This window comes from Ruegeria sp. S84 (assembly GCF_056583445.1).
Window position 1 is genome coordinate 357,473 of sequence record NZ_CM152618.1, and the last position, 17,677, is coordinate 375,149.

A 17,677-nucleotide genomic window follows, 5' to 3' on the forward strand; every position below is an offset into this window, starting at 1 on the left:
CGTTACAGCCTACCGGGTGTCAGCGCTTTCACAATCGCCGCATCAAGGCGCGGCGACGCGCCAGTCACAAGATCCGCCACAAGTTGCGAGGCTGCAGGAGCGGTCTGAAACCCATACCCTCCCTGTGCTGCCGACCAGATAAACGATGGATCGGTTGGATCAGGTCCGAGCACCAGCGTGCCATCGGCAACAAAACTACGTAACCCCGCCCAATTGGTTTCTACCCGAGTTACAGTTTCAGTAACCATCGCTTCGTATCGTGCCAGTCCTTCTGCGAGAACCATGTCATCGGCGTAAGCGTCATGGGGTGTGGTTGGGTCCGCCTCGCAAGGCGAGACCAGTAGCTTGCCCGCATCAGGTTTGGCGTACCAGCTCTCGCCTGCGCCCAGCATCATTGGCCAGTTTCGCAGGTCATGTCCGCCCGGTGCGGGGATGCGCGCAATCGATCGACGGTAAGGTGTGATCCCGATGGGGGAGATTCCTGCCATCTGCGCCACCTCATCGACCCAGGCTCCGGCGGCATTTACCAGATTGCGTGCCTCAAAGGATTCTGAGGTTTCGACGGTCCAATGAACCGATTTGCGGATGCTGCTGACCCTCTGACGGGTCAGGACTGAACCGCCATTCTTGCGGACGGTTCGCGCAAAGTCCTGCAGGACGCGATCTGTATCGATATCATATGCGCTATTACTTATGGCTGCATAACCGACAGTTTCAGCATTCAGGACAGGAATGTGTCCGATGGCATCATCCGGCGAAATCTCTTGCACACCAAGATCTTGGGCGTCTTTTTGAAACAGCGCCTGTTGATCCCTTCCGCCAATCAGCATCAGGCCGCGTGGTGTTAGGTACGCATTTGTTTCAAAAAACGCAGCACTTGCCTCGTTCAATGCCTTGACCGAGTTTGGACCGTAACCCTTTTCGAACAGGGCGGCTGAACGACCCGAAGTATGATATCCCAATCCGTCCTCGGCCTCTAACACCGTAACTGTGCCGTGCTCTGACAGGCGCGCACCTGCGCTTAGCCCGGCGACACCGCCACCGATTATGAGAAAATCAATCATGCGTTTTGTTCCGTTTCCGGCCGCCAAGTGATCGAGCCGGTGGTAGGTTGACTGGCGACATTGGCGGACCATGGCACGCGTACTGCCAAACGAAAAGACACAAGCCCACCGCAATGGAAACTTGATCGTAGGCGGCCAGCCTGCTTTTAGTGCAAACAACATAAGATTCGGAGGCGGACGTGAACGCGGCAGATATTCACCCGATGGCAACGGGGCACATTCCGTCATATGTGACACAGGCAGATGGTAGCGACTTCCTCTTCACTTTCATGTTGTGTTTTACCGTCGGGATGGTCGTGCTGATCGGGGTTGCCTACTTCACGTTGCATTCGATCCCGGAAAAAATGGCGCATGAAACCAATCACCCGCAATTTCAATTGGTTGGGATTCTGGCGCTTTTGGCTTTGTTTACGCATAACGGCCTTTTCTGGGTTGCCGCCATCCTTGTGGCTGGGTTCCAGTTCCCTGATTTCGCGGCACCGCTGCGCTCGATTGCCGATGCCATCCGATCTTTGGCGCCTAGGCAGGACAAAGAACACGCTTCACCCCCTCCTGAGCCGGAAACTGAGCCCGAACAATCCAAACCCTCCGAACCGGCAGCACAGGGGCACTGAACAATGATCGAGACGATGCTGTGCGCCCTGATTACCGTGCTTCCTGACTATCTGTTTCGCCGCTTTGTGCAGGGCAAACGGATCGGACACGAGATCACGCTGTTCACCATGTGGTACGAGTTGCGCTGGGGGCTGACGACTTGCGCTATTTTGGCGCTAACCGTTATCACAACGCTGTTCTATTTTCACCCGTCCAGCAAAACAGCGGCTTCCTACTTCCGGACGGTAACGATCCTTCCGCAGCTAGGGGGGCGCGTTTCCGAAGTCTACGTGCGCAACAATGAGCAGGTGACAGCTGGACAGCCGATTTTCCGGATCGAAGACTTCACGCAAACCGCGCAGGTCGAAGCGGCGCATGCCCAGATTGCTCAGGTTCAAGCCTCGTTGAAGGTGGCGGAAACCGATCTGGCCGAGGCTGAGGCCGGGATTGCAGGCGCGCGCGCAGCTCTGGATCAGTCGCTCGAGGATCTGGAACGCAATACCACCTTACGTGACGAGGGATCCAGTGCGGTGCGCTTGGCCGAGATTGATCGGTTGGAAAATCTGGTTGCCGAGCGTGAAGCGCAGGTGAAAGCAGCCGTCTCAAAACGCGCAGCGGTTGTACAACAGATCGAAGAGCTGATCCCGGCCCAACTTGCCAGTGCCAATGCGCAGCTGGATGCGGCATTGACCGAGTTGGACAAGACTGTGGTCAATGCTGGAGTGACGGGCAGGGTTGAACAATTCGGGCTTCAGGTCGGCGACTATGTCAGCCCTTTGCTGCGCCCGGCGGGTATTCTGGTGCCATCCTCCTCCGGACATGACCGATTCCAGGCGGCGTTCAGTCAGCTTTCGGCCCAGGTGGTCAAACCGGGTATGATTGGCGAATTGGGCTGCATGACCAAGCCCTTTACCGTTATCCCGGTGGTTGTCGTCGAGGTGCAGGATGTGATCCCATCAGGGCAGATCAGGCCATCTGATGAGTTGCGGGACGTGCAGAGCAACACCAATCCGGGTTCGATCCTTGTCTACCTTGAACCGCTCTACAAAAGCATGGCCGATGATGTGCCTCCAGGCAGCAACTGTCTGGCGAATATCTATACGGATAATCATGCAAAGCTGGAGGATGAGAGCCTCGGCTTCTGGGAAAAATCGTTCCTGCATGTGGTAGACACGATTGGCGTCGTTCATGCGGCAGGCCTGCGCCTGCGACTGATCCTGATGCCAGTGAACACTCTGGTGCTGGGCGGACACTAATTTCACGCCCTAGAACCTAACCATTGCGGCGATTCAATCGCTTGAAGTCCTGACCCGACGACAGCTGGGTATCAAAACGCTCGTGGCTAATATTGCCCACGGTCCGATGGTGTTGGGTCGCCAATAAGACTGGCCACCAAGTAGACCTTCGCCGTGCGTGCAGCATTTGCTTTCTTTGAATGCAGCTATGCGGACTTAGCGGCTGTTTAGCGATTTGCTCATGCTTTTGAGAACCCGTTGATGGAGCTCGGTTGGTGCATCCTCAACTGCAGGTCTTTCGACCCATTCCAAATCCAAGTTCAGTGATCCCGCAGGTACGATTTTTCTTGCGATTTCGGGCGGCGTGGTATCGTCAGTCGTTCCATTCTTCCAGTCGTGAAAGGCTGATGAGTATCGAACGACCGCTCCGCTGGTCGACAATTCGAGCAATCCGCCCTCGGCAAAGAACGTCAGCCTATCTCCCATTTCCTCACCAATAAGTTTGAGCCTGTTTCCCAATCGATGTTTGAGGATGGCTACAAACACTATCGCAGCGGAAAACGTGAATTTATCGACAAGCATAACAACCTGCTTGTTTGCACTTTCTGAGATCGCGTCGATCAAGGGCATCGTTAGAAGAAAGTCGCCACCAGTGTTTCCGCGAACATCAATTAGTAGTGTTTTGTTCGAGGATGCGCGCACACATTCCACCGCGGCTGAGATGGCTTTAGGCAGCGCACTTTCCCTCGGATCAAAGAAGCTTGGTAACGCTATTGATAGCCCTAGCTCTTGCCAGTCCTTTATCTCTACAAATATCTCGGGTTCCCAGGCTGGATCAGCCTTGCCGTGCTCGTTTCTCGGGTAGAGCATCGATCCAGGAACTGTATGTTCATTGGCCACTTTCAGATTGGCTATCCGCCCACTTTCGTCCTGCACACGGTACTCGGTCATGCCGCCGTTTGACGAAAAACCCAAACGTGCCAAAGCGTACGGCCAAGCCAGTAGAATCGGGCCGATGACCCGTTTCCTTTGGCACGTTCCCGCCAGAAATTTCTCTGCAGTGGCTTCAATCTGGCTCAAAGCTGAGCCGTTGACCGCTATCAACTCTCCTCGCGGTGCGGCTATCTCTGGCGCCGCGTCGATGAATTGAACGGAACGTCCAACGCTCACGAATCTCAGCGGTAGCACCGAGATCGCATCATTCGGGATCAGCCGTGTGTGCCCATTGCCGGGAAGTGCAAATAAACGCATCGCTGACAACAGGAAGGCTTCGACAGAGCCCTCTGAAGCATATTGCCGGGTTTCACCAATACAGTCGTCAATCACGGCCTTTTCGATCTGTCGAAAACTGGGATCGGTCGGCAGGGCAGTTTCTAAAATTTGGTTCAGGTCTTCCGTGAGCGACATGTTTCACGATGCGCATAGCCACTCGTCAATGTCCAGATTGGGCTCAGGGCGACTAAAAAGGCCCGCAAAAACATGCGGGCCTTGTTGTTAGTTTCCGGATCAGATTCTACTGCGGAATTTCGCCTTCCAGCCCCTCAACGTAGAAATTCATGCCCGCCAGCGTACCGTCATCGGCGCTCTCGCCTTCGGCCAGCCAGTCACTGCCGTCCTGCTTTTTCAGCGGGCCAGTGAAGGGGTGGTATTCGCCGGCTGCCATCGCGGCTTTCAGCGCCAGTGCTTCTTCTTTAACGTCGGCGGGAACGGCGTCCGAAATCTCACCAATTGCTACCATGCCTTCCCGGATGCCATCCCATGTGTTGGCACTTTCCCATGTTCCGTCCATCACGGCCTGGGTCCGCGCGATGTAGTAGGGAGCCCAATCGTCGATGATTGAAGACACACGCGGGAAGGGTGCGTATTCGCTCATGTCGGAGGCCTGGCCAAAGGTGACAACGTTTCCTGCCTCTTGCGCGGCTGCCTGCGGTGCAGTCGAGTCAGTGTGCTGCAGGATCACGTCCGCGCCCTGTTCGATCAGAACTGTGGCGGCGTCAGCTTCTTTCGCAGGATCGAACCAAGTGTAGGCCCAGACGATCTTGAACTCGACATCCGGATTCACCTTCTTGGCGTGGATATAGGCTGAGTTGATACCACGGATCACTTCAGGGATCGGGTAGGACCCGATGTAGCCGATGATATTCGATTCCGTCATTTTACCGGCGATGTGGCCTTGGACTGCACGACCTTCATAAAAACGGGCCGAGTAGACCGAGACGTTGTCGGCGGTCTTGTAGCCGGTTGCGTGCTCGAATTTCACATCCGGGAATTTCTTCGCGACGTTGATGGTCGGATCCATGTAGCCGAACGAGGTGGTGAAGATCAGGTCCGCGCCTTCCAGTGCCATCTGGGTCATCACGCGTTCTGCATCTGGGCCCTCAGGCACCGACTCGACGAACACGGTTTCAACCTTGTCGCCAAAGTGCTCTTCCACGGCCAGACGGCCCTTGTTGTGCTCATAGGTCCAGCCGCCGTCGCCCACTGGGCCGACATAGACGAAGCCGACTTTGGTCTTGTCTTGGGCCATGGCCCCCGAGGCCAGACCCAGCGCCATTGCGGCGCTTGCCAAAAGTGTAGTGAATTTCATGTGTTACTCCCCAAGTTGGTTCAGTTGGCCTCGCTTAGTGCGAGGCATGGAAGGTCCGGCCCAATGCGGCAGGTGCGCTGCTCTTGTCGGCCGAAAGGATCACAAGCACAAGGATCGTGATGATGTAGGGCGACATTGCCAGATACTCGACAGGAATGGCAACGCCCGCTGCCTGCAAATTAAGCTGCAACACAGTGATGCCGCCGAACAAATAGGCGCCCAGCAAGACACGCCATGGTTTCCAGCTGGCAAAAACCACCAGCGCCAAGGCAATCCAGCCGACACCGGCAGTCATGCCCTCGGTCCACTGCGGCACGCGGATCAGGCTGATGTAGGCGCCGCCCAAGCCAGCGCAAGCACCACCAAACAGGATCGCCATGATGCGAATCTTGATGACCTTGTAGCCCAGCGCATGCGCCGCATCGTGGTTTTCGCCAACGGCGCGCAATATCAGGCCGATGCGTGTGTATTTCAGCGTGGCCCAGACGGCGGCCGTCAGGGCAATTCCGACGTAGAGGATCGGGTCGTGCTGAAACAGGATTGGTCCAATAACAGGGATATCGCTGATCACAGGGATATGGATTTCACCCATGCTGGGCGGCTTGATTCCTACGTAGCTCTGCCCCATCAGCGCGCTGAACCCGAGGCCGAACAGTGTTAGGGCCAGGCCGCTGGCAACTTGATTGGCCAGCGCCACCTGCGTCAGCAGCACAAACAACAGCGATAGCACCGCGCCACCGATTGCTGCCGCAATAAAGCCCAGCCAGGGCGAACCGGTCTCGACTGAGATTGCGAAGCCGCTGATTGCGCCCACGATCATCATGCCCTCGACACCGAGGTTCAGGACGCCTGCTTTTTCGACCACCAATTCTCCGATTGCGGCCAACAAAAGTGGGGTTGCGGCCACCATTAGCGAGGCGACCAGAAGGACGGGGTTAATTTCACCAAGGTCCATATCACGCTACCTCGCTACGGGCCGCACGGATGCGGTAGTTTGTCAGAAGATCGAATGCCAGCAGGAAGAACAGAAGCATCCCCTGGAATACCTGAATGGCTGCGGCGGGCAGACCCAGCTGAGATTGGGCGATTTCACCACCAATATAAGTCAACGCCATCAGACCTCCGGCCAGCAGGATGCCCACCGGATGCAAACGGCCAAGGAAAGCCACGATGATCGCGGTAAAGCCGTAACCGACGTTGAAATCGATGCTGACCACGCCAGCAGGGCCCGAGACTTCGAACATCCCCGCAAGACCGGCCAGCGCGCCGGCCAGACCCAGACAGAACAAGATCAGGCGGGCAGGGTTTACACCAGCGAACTTCGCCGCACGCGGGGCCTCACCTGTCAGGCGGATGTGGAAGCCCAGCATGTGCCGGTTCAGCAAGACATATGCAAAGATAACAGCGATCAGGGCAGTGACTACGCCCCAGTGCATGCCTGAACCTGCTATTAGCTCGGCATTATACGCGCTGTCGTAGGATTGCAGATTGCGCGAACCGGGAAAGCCGAAGCCTTCGGGATTCTTCAGCAGGCCTAGCGAGACCGAGGCCAGCATCTGTTCGGCCACATAGACCAACATCAGCGACACAAGGATTTCATTGGTACCGAAGCGCACTTTCAGGAAGGCTGGGATCATTGCCCATAACCAGCCGCCAAACGCGCCTGCAATCACCATGATCGGAAAGATGTAGAATGCATCCAGCGGATAGAATGCCAGACCAGCGCCCGCACCGAAAATGGCCCCCATAATGTACTGACCTTCGGCCCCGATATTCCAGATACCGGCGCGGAAGCCTAAAGACAGGCCGATGGCGATCAAAACCAGGGGCGCGCCCTTAACCAGCAATTGCGGCCGATAATAGAAGGCGAACTCGCCAAACAGGGGTTCCCAGAAAATGGTTCCAATAGCCTCGACCGGGTTTTTGCCCAGAATGGCGAACAGGATGCCACCAAAAACCATCGTCGCCAGGACTGCGGCCAGAGGGGTGGCATAAGACCACGCCTTGGACGGCTGAGGCCGTTTCTCCAACACAATCATTTGCTCATACCCCCGCGTTTCTCTTTTCTTTTAAATGTTTAGACATGGGCCACCTCCATGCCATGCGCGCCGCCCATCATCAGGCCGATCTCATCGACCGTCAGACCCGTGGTTTCACGCGGGGCGCTTAGTCGCCCTTCGTTCAAGGCGGCAAAGCTGTCTGAGATTTCCATCAGTTCATCGAGATCTTGCGAGATACAGATGACCGCAGTTCCCTTGGCCGCCAGATCCAGAATGGCCTGCCGGATCGAGGCCGCCGCCGCTGCATCCACGCCCCAAGTCGGCTGGTTCACGACCAGAACATCCGGATTTTGCAGCACTTCGCGACCAATCACGAACTTCTGCAGGTTCCCGCCCGACAGCGACCGGGCGGCATTCTCAGGACCCGGCGTACGCACGTCAAAGGCGCTGATGATCTTTTCGGCAAAGCTCTTGGTCTCGGACCACTTCAGAAAGCCGTTGTTCTCCAGCCCCTCGCGGACCGACCCAGTCAGCAGAGCGTTTTCAGTGAGGCTCATATCAGGGGCAGCCGCGTGGCCCAGCCGTTCTTCGGGCGCGGTCAACACGCCCAGCTTACGCCGCGCGGTCGGACCGAGTTTGCCGATGGGCTGACCGTTGAATTTGATCGCATCTGCGGTGGTCGGAATTTCGCCAGAAAGCACACCCAGCAATTCATCCTGACCGTTCCCCGCGACACCCCCGATCCCCAGAACCTCGCCCTTGCGGACGGTCATGTGGACGTTGCGAAGCGCGGTTCCGAATTCCGACGGCGACGGCACTGACAATCCGCTGACATCCAGCGCAACGTCACCGAATTCCCGGCCGGAACGTTCAGGTGTCTGCAGGGTTGACCCCACCATCATCTCAGCCATATCGCGCGCTGAGGTTTCGGCTGGTACACATTCGCCCACATTCTTACCCAGCCGCAGAATCGTGGCGTGGTCGCATAGCGTTCGAATCTCTTCCAGCTTGTGCGAGATATACAGGATCGATGTCCCTTCCGAGCGCAATTTGTTCAGCGTTTCGAAAAGGATTTCAACCTCTTGCGGCGTCAGAACCGAGGTCGGCTCGTCCATGATCAGCAACTTTGGGTCCTGCAGTAAGCAGCGGATGATTTCGACCCGCTGACGCTCACCCGCAGACAGATCACCCACCGTACGGAAAGGATCCAAGGGCAAGCCGTAGGTTTCGGATACTTCGCGAATACGCGACGCCAGATCTCCCATCGGGGGTGGGTTCTCCATCCCCAGAGCGATATTCTCGGCGACGTTCAACGCATCGAACAGCGAAAAATGCTGGAACACCATCGCGATCCCGTCCGCACGGGCGGCGCGCGGTTCAGGCGGTGCATAGGGCTGCCCTCGCAGCAGCATCGTGCCGCTGTCGGGCTTCACCAGCCCGTAGATCATTTTGACAAGCGTGGATTTGCCCGCGCCGTTCTCGCCCAGCAGCGCGTGAACTTCGCCTTCACCGATGTCAAAGGACACCTGATCATTGGCCACGACGCCGGGATAGGCTTTGGTCAGCCCTTGCAAGCTCAGAAGTGGAGTGGTCACGCGCTCAGGTCCTTCTTCAATTCGTTCTGTCGGGCGGGGCGTAACAGTTGCGCTGCCACCCCAACGGCGATCATCTGCGGGTGTTTGCCCAAGCCCGGATCGCCGATCGGACAGGTGATCCGGCTGATCCGCTCGGGCGGATGTCCAAGGGCCGCAAGCCGCGACCGGAATCGCGCCCATTTCGTAGCCGAGCCGATAAGCCCCGCAAAGAGGAAATTGTGCGAAAGCAGCCGGTTGCACAGTTCCAGATCCAGATTGTGCGAATAGGTCAGCACCAGATGCTCGGCGTCGGTTGGCGCGTGGCGAACCAGCTCGGCGGGTTTTGCGGTCGGAACCGGGGTTACACCGGTTGGAACCACATCGGGAAACCGCTCGGGTCCGGTATCGACCCAGGTGATTGCTAGATCGGGTAAGGGGGACAAAACGTCCACCAGCGCCCGGCCTACATGGCCTGCGCCCCAGATCCACAGAATACGCGTCGGTTTGTGAACGGGTTCGACCATCCAACCTTCGATCAGTTGGGGCTTGGGTGCGACACCCTGTCCTCGCGCTGCCGCCAGCAGACGTTTGACCGATAGCGGCATCTCTCCGCCCGAGGCCGAACGCGCGATGACGGTATCGTCCAGTGCATTCAGCGTTTCATGATCAAATACTTCACTCAGCAATGAAACTGCACCACCGCAGCATTGCCCCATGTCGGGGCCAAGAGCGTGATGCGTTAGTCGGGTGGCGGTGGTTTGGGATCGCGCAGCTTCGGCTGCCTGATACTCCAACGTGCCTCCACCGATGGTGCCACTTTGCCCGTCCTTCCAGACTAGCATCGCGGCCCCCACTTCACGTGGAGACGACCCTTTGATGCCGGCGATGACCACCCGGACCACTGTTCCGTGGGTTTTGACCGCCTCCCTCAAAGCCTCCAAGTCAAATCCCATCAGATGCCTCCCTTCATCTTTTGGACGCCGCGCCAAACTTCTTCAGCCGTGGCTGGTGCATCAAGAGCGGGGTAGACCTCTCCACAGGCCGCGACCGCATTCGACAAGGCCAGCCATGCTGAAATACCCAGCATGAACGGAGGTTCGCCCACCGCTTTCGAACGATAGATCGTGTCCTCACGGTTTTCGGCATCCCAGAGTGCGACGTTGAATACGTCGGGTCGATCTGAGCAGGCGGGAATCTTGTAGGTCGAGGGTGCGTGTGTGCGCAGGTTGCCCGTGCCGTCCCAGACCAGTTCCTCGGTCGTTAGCCAGCCCGCGCCTTGCACATAACCTCCTTCAACCTGCCCGATATCCAACGCCGGGTTCAACGAAGCACCGGCATCATGCAGGATATCGGTGCGCAGAATGCGGTTCTCACCAGTCAGAGTGTCGACGGCCACTTCGGTGACCGACGCTCCGTAGGCGAAGTAGAAGAACGGACGGCCTCGTCCGGCGATCCGGTCCCATTCGATCTTGGGTGTCTTGTAGAAACCGGTCGCCGACAGGCTGATCCGACCCTGATAGACCAGCGCCGCAGCTTCAGCGAAGGTGTAGCGTTCGGCGCCAACCGAAACATGGCCATCAGAGAAGGTGACAGTCGACGGATCGGCCTGATGCCGCTCGGCCAGATAGTCCGCCATTCGATCGCGGATCGTATCGCAGGCCGCCTTCACTGCCATGCCATTCAGGTCACTGCCCGAGGATGCTGCCGTGGCTGAAGTGTTCGGCACCTTGGCCGTGTCTGTGGCGGTAATTTTGACCATCTCCAGCGGGATGCCAAAGCGCGAAGCCGCCACCTGCGCGACCTTCTGGAACAGGCCTTGACCCATCTCGGTGCCGCCGTGGTTCAGATGGACCGAGCCATCCTGATACACATGCACCAAAGCGCCTGCCTGATTCAGGTGGGTCAGCGTGAAGGAAATCCCGAACTTAACTGGAGAGAAGGCGATGCCCTTCTTGATCACGCTGTTCTCGGCGTTCCATTTCGCAATGGCGGCCTTGCGCGTTTCGTAATCGCTGGATTTCAGTAGGGCCTGAGTCATCCCGTGCAATTCGAAATCGCTGACCTCCATTCCGTAGGGTGTGGTATTGCCACCAGCGGGCAGAGGGCGCACGGCGGCGTCCCCGGTTTCGACCGCGCCGCGGCTTGTTAGGTCCTCATGCGGGTCGGGATGACCCAAAGGCTTCTCGGACGGCGTGATCTCGGCAATCGCATGGGCCGGTTCGTAATAGTTTCGGCGGCGCAGTTCCACCGGGTCCAGACCCAGCTCATACGCGGCGTGGTCCATCACGCGTTCGATGCCAACCATGCCCTGCGGGCCGCCGAAGCCGCGATAAGCGGTGGCGGATTGGGTGTTGGTCTTCAGCCGGTGGCTTTCGATCCGTGCATTTGGCAACAGATAGGCATTGTCCGAATGCAGCATCGCGCGGTCGGCGACGGGCAGGGACAAGTCCTGCGCCCAGCCGCAGATGGCGTAGTGGTGGAACGAGACGCCCTGAATATGGCCGTTCTCGTCAAATCCGGCCTTATAGGCGATGCGGAACGCGTGGCGTTTGCCGGTGATTGTCATATCATCGTCGCGGTCATAGCGCATCTTGCACGCCTTGCCAGTTGCGCGAGCGGCGACCGCGCAAGCAACGGCCAGCGCATTGCCCTGGCTTTCCTTGCCGCCAAAACCGCCGCCCATACGGCGCGTCTCGACCCTGACGGCGTGCATCGGAACGCCCAACGCATCGGCCACCTTGTGTTGGATCTCAGTCGGGTGCTGGGTCGAGCTGTGAACCAGCATATCCGCGCTTTCATTCGGCACGGCTAAAGCGGCCTGACCTTCCAGATAGAAATGCTCCTGCCCGCCAAGCTCGAATGACCCTTCGATCACATGGGCGGATCCTGCAATAGCCGCATCAGCATTGCCTTTGGCATAGATGCGCGGGCCGTCTTCGAACCGACTGTCGGCGGCCAGAGCCTCTTCGACGGTTAGGATCGGCGTTTCCTCGGCGTAGTCGATCTTGCCCAAACGGGCCGCCTTGCGGGCGGCCAGATGGCTGCTGGCGATGACCAGAAACACAGGCTGGCCGATATAGTGAACCGTGCCGTCCGACAGTAGCGGTTCATCATGGATCGAAGGCGATACGTCGTTGGCGAAGGGCAGATCATCCGCAGCCATAACCATCACGACGCCCTCGGCAGCCTTCACCGCAGATAAGTCCATTGCGGTGATCTTGCCTTTGGCAATCGGGCTGAGGCCAAAAGCCAGATGCAAACTGTCCCTGGGTGTTGGGATATCGTCCACATACCGCGCGGTTCCTGAAACGTGCAGCGGTGCTGCGTCGTGGGGGAGGGGTTTGGTCACGCTCATGCCGATACCTCCAGCACATTGGTCACTTCGCCCTGATCTTCCAGGAAGTATCTTTCGAGCATCGCTTTGGCGGTTTCCAGTCGATAGGTGGCCGAGGCGCGCATGTCCGTGAGTGGTGAATAATCGTCAGCAAAGGCAGGCAGCGCGGCGTCAATCGTCTCGCGCGCCCAAGGTTTACCGACCAATGCGGCCTCGACATGGGTTGCCCGTTTCGGGATGCCGGCCATGCCGCCGAACGCGATGCGCGCCTGCGTGACGATGCCGCCCGAGACGGTGATGTTGAAACACCCGCAGACGGCCGAGATGTCCTGATCGAACCGCTTGCTGAGTTTATAGGCCTTCAGGCGATCCAGCTGACGGGGGAAGCCGACAGCTTCGACGAATTCACCGGGAACGCGGTCCTGTTTGCCATAGTCGATAAAGAACTCTTCCAGCGGAACGGACCGGCGGGTGTCGCCTTTGCGCAGATGAAGGGTTGCGTCCAGAGCAATCAGCGCAGGCGGGTTGTCCCCAATGGGCGAGCCATTGGCTATGTTGCCGCCCACCGTTGCAGCATGGCGCACCTGTACACTGGCGTAGCGGCGGATCATTTCGGCGTAAGAGGGGTGAAGATCGGCCAGAGCCTCACCCATCCGATTCATGTCGACCATTGCGCCAAAGCGAATTTCATCGTCGGTGATGGTGATTTGTTTGAGATCATCGCAACGGTTGAGGAAGATTACTGGATCCAGGTCGCGCAGTTGCTTTGTCACCCACAGGCCGACATCTGTTGCTCCGGCAACCAGCGTGGCATCTGGGTTTTCAGCATAAACAGCTGCCAGTTCATCGGAAGATTCAGGCAGCATGCGCGACGCAGCAGAAGATGCGAGTGGCTTGTCTTTGACCCAGACTGGCACGGGACGGTCCTCGACCGCTTTCGCAGCGCGAATAATCGGTGCATAGCCAGTGCAGCGGCACAGGTTTCCGGCAAGCTGGGTGTCATGATCCGTGGCGCCCGTCGCATGACTGGCGACCATCGACATGACAAAACCCGGAGTGCAAAAACCGCATTGCGAGCCGTGCAGGTCAACCATTGCCTGTTGAACGGGATGTGCTTCGCCATCCGGGCCGCTTGCCCCTTCGACTGTACGAACCGCTTTGCCATGCAGCTGGGGCAAGAACAGGATGCAGGAGTTCAGAGCTTTTGCGCCGTCTTCGTCCGTCACCATGACCGTGCACGCGCCGCAATCGCCTTCGTTGCAGCCTTCTTTGGTGCCTGTCAGACCGCGATCTTCACGCAGCCAGTCCAGTAGGGTGGCCGTCGGATCGACATCCGGCAGCTCCACTGTCTCTCCGTTCAGAAGAAACGTGATGTTCATTCGAGAAACCCGTCGCGTTACCCGGTTGCGCCCGTTCGGCCCTCCTTCGATGCGACGTAGAAAGAGTGGCGGGCGGTAGCTTGCCGTCAGATGTTAGAAACAGCGCACCTTATCTGGCAAGAAAAACTGCCTATATGATACACCATTGCACCCGAGCGGCCCATGATTGTAGTGTATGTGTGAAACTTAATAAATTGAAAATAAACACTTTTTGGGAAGGTGTGCGTTCCTGCGCCCGAAGCACCTTCTGAAAAAGCCGAATAATCACCGATGATTTTTTCGGCATTCGATGGTGCCGGTTCCCGCTTTTGCAACGTCGCTGGCTGAGATAGCTTAGCCTGTATGAGCAGTTCCCCCCGATTCATTCACCTCCGCGTTCACACTGAATATTCGTTGCTGGAAGGCGCCGTGCGGCTGAAGAAGCTGCCGGACCTGTGCCAGAAGATGGAGATGCCCGCCGTCGCGGTGACGGATACCAATTCAATGTTCTCGGCCTTAGAGTTTTCGGTCACCGCCAGCGGGGCAGGTGTGCAACCGATCATGGGCTGTCAGGTCGATCTCAGTTACGTTCAGGCGCAGCCGGGAGAAAAGCCCAAAGCACCCGCGCCGCTGGTGCTGCTGGCACAATCCGAGGTGGGATATGAGAATCTGATGAAGCTCAGTTCCTGCCTGTATGTAGACAAAAGCGGGCAGTTGCCGCAGGTCACTTTGGACGAATTGGCGGAACGAGCAGATGATTTGATCTGCTTAACCGGCGGTCCAGACGGGCCCGTAGGGTTGCTGTTACAGCAAGGTCAGCGCCCTGCTGCCGAGGCTTTGGTGGATCGTTTGTCCGCGATTTTCCCGGATCGCCTTTATGTTGAGTTGCAGCGTCACCCAGGCGAAGGAGGCCAACCTGAGGCCGAGCGCTTGACCGAGCGCGGTCATGTCGAGATGGCGTATGACAAGAACCTGCCGCTGGTGGCCACCAATGACGTCTATTTTCCGACTTCGGACATGTACGAGGCCCACGACGCGCTGATCTGTATCGCCGAGGGGGCTTATGTCGACCAGCAGGACGGACGCCGACGTCTGACCGCGCAGCACTATTTCAAGTCGCAGCAGGAGATGGTGACGCTGTTCGCCGATCTGCCCGAAGCCGTCGAGAATACGGTTGAAATCGCGCAACGTTGCGCCTTCATGGCTTATCGCCGCGACCCGATCCTGCCGAAGTTTGCAGATGATGAGGTTGCCGAACTGCGTCGCATCGCCAACGAGGGTCTGCAAAAACGTCTGGCCGTGATCCCGCACGCCGTGACACCTGAAGAATATCAGGAACGGCTGGATTTCGAACTTGGCATCATCGAAGGGATGGGCTTCCCCGGCTATTTCCTGATCGTTGCCGACTTTATCCAATGGGCCAAGGATCATGACATTCCGGTGGGTCCGGGGCGAGGCTCGGGTGCGGGATCACTGGTGGCTTATGCGCTGACAATTACCGACCTTGATCCGCTGCGGTATTCGCTCCTGTTTGAACGGTTTCTGAACCCCGAGCGGGTTTCTATGCCCGACTTCGATATCGACTTCTGCATGGATCGCCGCGAAGAGGTTATCCGCTATGTGCAGCAGAAATACGGGCGCGACAAAGTGGGGCAGATCATCACCTTCGGTGCCTTGCTGTCGAAGGCGGCTGTGCGCGATATTGGGCGTGTATTGCAGATGCCATACGGACAGGTTGATCGCCTGTCCAAGATGATCCCGGTCGAAGGCGTCAAACCCGTTTCCATCAAAAAGGCGCTGAAGGATGAGCCGCGCCTGCGGGAAGAGGCACGCAATGAAGAGGTCGTGGACCGTCTGCTCACATATGGCCAGCAAGTCGAGGGGCTGCTGCGCAACGCCTCGACACACGCTGCTGGCGTGGTGATCGGAGATCGGCCGCTGGATGCACTGGTTCCAATATACCAGGACCCGCGTTCGGACATGCCTGCGACCCAATTCAATATGAAATGGGTAGAACAGGCCGGGCTTGTAAAGTTCGATTTTCTGGGTCTGAAAACACTGACCGTGATCCAGAACGCGATGGATTTGATCTTTAAGTCAGAGCGTGACCTTCACATAGCTCCCGATGGCACGGAACTCTATGAACCCGCCGAAGGGGCAATAAATCAGATCAACGCCATCCCGCTGGATGACGAGGCGACGTACAAACTCTATTCGGCGGCCAAGACGGTGGCGGTGTTCCAGGTGGAATCCTCGGGCATGATGGATGCGCTCAAGCGGATGAAGCCGGATTGTATCGAGGATATCATCGCCCTCGTCGCGCTTTATCGACCCGGCCCGATGGAGAACATCCCCAAGTTCTGCGAGGTCAAGAACAAGCTTAGCGAGCGCGACACGCTGCACCCGTCCATCGACCATATCTTGGATGAGACGCAGGGCATCATCGTCTATCAGGAACAGGTGATGCAGATCGCGCAGGAAATGGCGGGTTACAGCCTTGGGGGCGCGGACTTGCTGCGCCGCGCGATGGGTAAGAAAATTCAGGAGGCGATGGATGCAGAGCGGCCCAAGTTCCTCAAAGGTGCTGCCGAAAACAATGTGGATGAGGCCAAGGCGACCGAAGTCTGGAACCTGCTGGACAAGTTCGCCAACTATGGCTTCAACAAATCCCACGCCGCCGCCTATGCGGTGGTCAGCTATCAAACCGGCTGGCTAAAGGCGAACCACCCGGTCGAGTTCATGGCAGGTGTCATGAACTGCGATATCCATCTGACCGACAAGCTCGCGATCTATTTTGAGGAAGTCCGCAAGGGGCTGCAGTTGCCCTATGTTCCGCCGTGCGTGAATCGATCCCAAGCGACCTTTGATGTGGCCGATGGGCATTTGGTCTATGCGCTGGGCGCGCTCAAGAACGTAGGCGTCGAGGCAATGAATCTTGTGGTTGAGGGGCGTGGCGAAAAGCCTTTCGTAAACCTGTTCGACTTCGCCCGCCGTGTTGACCTGAAGAAGGTCGGCAAACGCCCGCTTGAGATGCTGGCTCGCGCCGGTGCCTTTGACGAGCTCGATAAAAATCGTCGCCGTGTGTTTGAAAGCCTTGATCCGTTGGTTCAGTATTCGGCGGCGATTCACGAGCAGAAGAATTCCAACCAAGTTTCCCTGTTTGGCGAGGCAGGCGATGACCTGCCCGAACCGCGTCTGTCCCCTTCGCCTGATTGGCTACCTGCCGAACGCCTAAGCGAGGAATTCAAGGCCATCGGATTCTACCTGTCCGGCCATCCGCTGGATGACTATATGCCGGCCCTGAAGCGCAAACAGGTACTGACACTGGATCAGGTGACTGAAAAGGCGCGCTCTGGCCCATTTATTGCCAAGATGGCAGGTGTCGTTGCCGGACGGCAAGAAAGGAAATCAGCGCGCGGCAATCGGTTCGCTTTTGCCCAACTCTCTGACCCCACCGGAGCATTCGAGGTCACGTTATTCTCGGAAACACTGGAGAAATCCCGAGAGTTTCTGGAAACCGGCGCACAGGTGGTACTGACGGCCGAAGCGACCATGGAGGCCGATCAGCTGAAACTGCTGGGCCGTTCCGTTGGTCCGGTTGATACAGTTGTGGCCGATGCGGGTGCAACGGGTTTGCGTGTGTTTGTCGAGGATTCGAAGGTTTTGCCGAACATGGCCACGGTACTGGAAGGCGCAGAGGCTTCAGCTAAAAGGGTGGCCAAGGGACCTGTTTATGTTTGTCTGTTCGATCCCGGACTGCCAGGCGAGGTCGAGATGGATCTGGGCCGGGAATTTCCGATCAACCCAGAAATCAAAGGCGCGCTGAAGTCGCTCGAGGGGATATCGGAGATCGAAGAAATCTGATCCCGAACCGTAATGTTGCCACACGCGATGGACCCCGCTAGGCTGGGTGAACATCCTCAAAGGTCAT

The 17,677-nt window shown here is 57.7% G+C and carries 12 protein-coding genes; 3 read left to right on the plus strand and 9 right to left on the minus strand.

Annotated features, from left to right (window positions below; genetic code table 11):
• Positions 1–2 precede the first annotated feature (2 nt).
• Positions 3–1,064: an NAD(P)/FAD-dependent oxidoreductase gene (locus AC1DFB_RS01885; RefSeq protein ID WP_480867245.1), complete on the minus strand. Its 1,062-nt coding sequence runs from the start codon at positions 1,062–1,064 to the stop codon at positions 3–5.
• A gap of 203 nt (positions 1,065–1,267) precedes the next feature.
• Here AC1DFB_RS01885 and AC1DFB_RS01890 point away from each other — a divergent pair, with 203 nt between their 5' ends.
• Together AC1DFB_RS01890 and AC1DFB_RS01895 are read left to right on the plus strand one after the other, a co-directional pair.
• Positions 1,268–1,678 (plus strand): hypothetical protein, encoded by a 411-nt coding sequence (locus AC1DFB_RS01890; RefSeq protein WP_480922639.1) that lies wholly within the window; start codon positions 1,268–1,270, stop codon positions 1,676–1,678.
• A 3-nt stretch (positions 1,679–1,681) separates the two neighbouring features.
• Entirely contained in the window at positions 1,682–2,914 is a 1,233-nt protein-coding gene (locus AC1DFB_RS01895; RefSeq protein WP_170392496.1) for an HlyD family secretion protein, read from the plus strand.
• 195 nt (positions 2,915–3,109) lie between these two features.
• On the opposite strand, the gene AC1DFB_RS01900 is transcribed toward AC1DFB_RS01895, so the two are convergent.
• From AC1DFB_RS01900 to xdhA, 8 genes are all read right to left on the minus strand, one after another.
• A complete protein-coding gene (locus tag AC1DFB_RS01900) occupies positions 3,110–3,973 on the minus strand; it encodes a S41 family peptidase (RefSeq protein WP_480922019.1) in 864 nt (287 codons plus the stop codon).
• A 433-nt stretch (positions 3,974–4,406) separates the two neighbouring features.
• On the minus strand, positions 4,407–5,480 hold the full coding sequence (locus tag AC1DFB_RS01905) for a BMP family ABC transporter substrate-binding protein (RefSeq protein WP_480922020.1): 1,074 nt from the start codon (positions 5,478–5,480) through the stop codon (positions 4,407–4,409).
• Between the two features lie 34 nt (positions 5,481–5,514).
• Positions 5,515–6,435, minus strand: coding sequence for an ABC transporter permease (locus tag AC1DFB_RS01910; protein WP_170392493.1), 921 nt, complete (start codon positions 6,433–6,435; stop codon positions 5,515–5,517).
• 1 nt (position 6,436) lies between these two features.
• On the minus strand, positions 6,437–7,519 hold the full coding sequence (locus AC1DFB_RS01915) for an ABC transporter permease (protein ID WP_480922021.1): 1,083 nt from the start codon (positions 7,517–7,519) through the stop codon (positions 6,437–6,439).
• Between the two features lie 38 nt (positions 7,520–7,557).
• On the minus strand, positions 7,558–9,075 hold the full coding sequence (locus tag AC1DFB_RS01920) for an ABC transporter ATP-binding protein (RefSeq protein ID WP_170420509.1): 1,518 nt from the start codon (positions 9,073–9,075) through the stop codon (positions 7,558–7,560).
• Complete coding sequence (gene xdhC / locus AC1DFB_RS01925) at positions 9,072–10,007, minus strand: xanthine dehydrogenase accessory protein XdhC (RefSeq protein WP_480922022.1); 936 nt, start codon at positions 10,005–10,007, stop codon at positions 9,072–9,074. Before xdhC ends, AC1DFB_RS01920 begins: the two co-directional genes overlap by 4 nt.
• Positions 10,007–12,409 (minus strand): xanthine dehydrogenase molybdopterin binding subunit, encoded by a 2,403-nt coding sequence (gene xdhB, locus AC1DFB_RS01930; RefSeq protein ID WP_480922023.1) that lies wholly within the window; start codon positions 12,407–12,409, stop codon positions 10,007–10,009. Before xdhB ends, xdhC begins: the two co-directional genes overlap by 1 nt.
• A complete protein-coding gene (xdhA, locus tag AC1DFB_RS01935; protein WP_170401925.1) occupies positions 12,406–13,767 on the minus strand; it encodes a xanthine dehydrogenase small subunit in 1,362 nt (453 codons plus the stop codon). Before xdhA ends, xdhB begins: the two co-directional genes overlap by 4 nt.
• Positions 13,768–14,109: 342 nt before the next feature.
• Here xdhA and dnaE point away from each other — a divergent pair, with 342 nt between their 5' ends.
• On the plus strand, positions 14,110–17,610 hold the full coding sequence (gene dnaE, locus AC1DFB_RS01940; protein WP_480922024.1) for a DNA polymerase III subunit alpha: 3,501 nt from the start codon (positions 14,110–14,112) through the stop codon (positions 17,608–17,610).
• Positions 17,611–17,677: the final 67 nt, after the last annotated feature.

Excerpts from the sequence above, each read along its gene's own strand:
- AC1DFB_RS01885 (WP_480867245.1), bottom strand. The coding sequence starts at position 1,064 with ATGATTGATTTTCTCATAATCGGTGGCGGTGTCGCCGGGCTAAGCGCA.
- AC1DFB_RS01890 (WP_480922639.1), top strand. The coding sequence starts at position 1,268 with ATGGCAACGGGGCACATTCCGTCATATGTGACACAGGCAGATGGTAGC.
- AC1DFB_RS01895 (WP_170392496.1), top strand. The coding sequence starts at position 1,682 with ATGATCGAGACGATGCTGTGCGCCCTGATTACCGTGCTTCCTGACTAT.
- AC1DFB_RS01905 (WP_480922020.1), bottom strand. The coding sequence starts at position 5,480 with ATGAAATTCACTACACTTTTGGCAAGCGCCGCAATGGCGCTGGGTCTG.
- AC1DFB_RS01910 (WP_170392493.1), bottom strand. The coding sequence starts at position 6,435 with ATGGACCTTGGTGAAATTAACCCCGTCCTTCTGGTCGCCTCGCTAATG.
- AC1DFB_RS01915 (WP_480922021.1), bottom strand. The coding sequence starts at position 7,519 with ATGATTGTGTTGGAGAAACGGCCTCAGCCGTCCAAGGCGTGGTCTTAT.
- xdhC (WP_480922022.1), bottom strand. The coding sequence starts at position 10,007 with ATGGGATTTGACTTGGAGGCTTTGAGGGAGGCGGTCAAAACCCACGGA.
- xdhB (WP_480922023.1), bottom strand. The coding sequence starts at position 12,409 with ATGAGCGTGACCAAACCCCTCCCCCACGACGCAGCACCGCTGCACGTT.
- xdhA (WP_170401925.1), bottom strand. The coding sequence starts at position 13,767 with ATGAACATCACGTTTCTTCTGAACGGAGAGACAGTGGAGCTGCCGGAT.
- dnaE (WP_480922024.1), top strand. The coding sequence starts at position 14,110 with ATGAGCAGTTCCCCCCGATTCATTCACCTCCGCGTTCACACTGAATAT.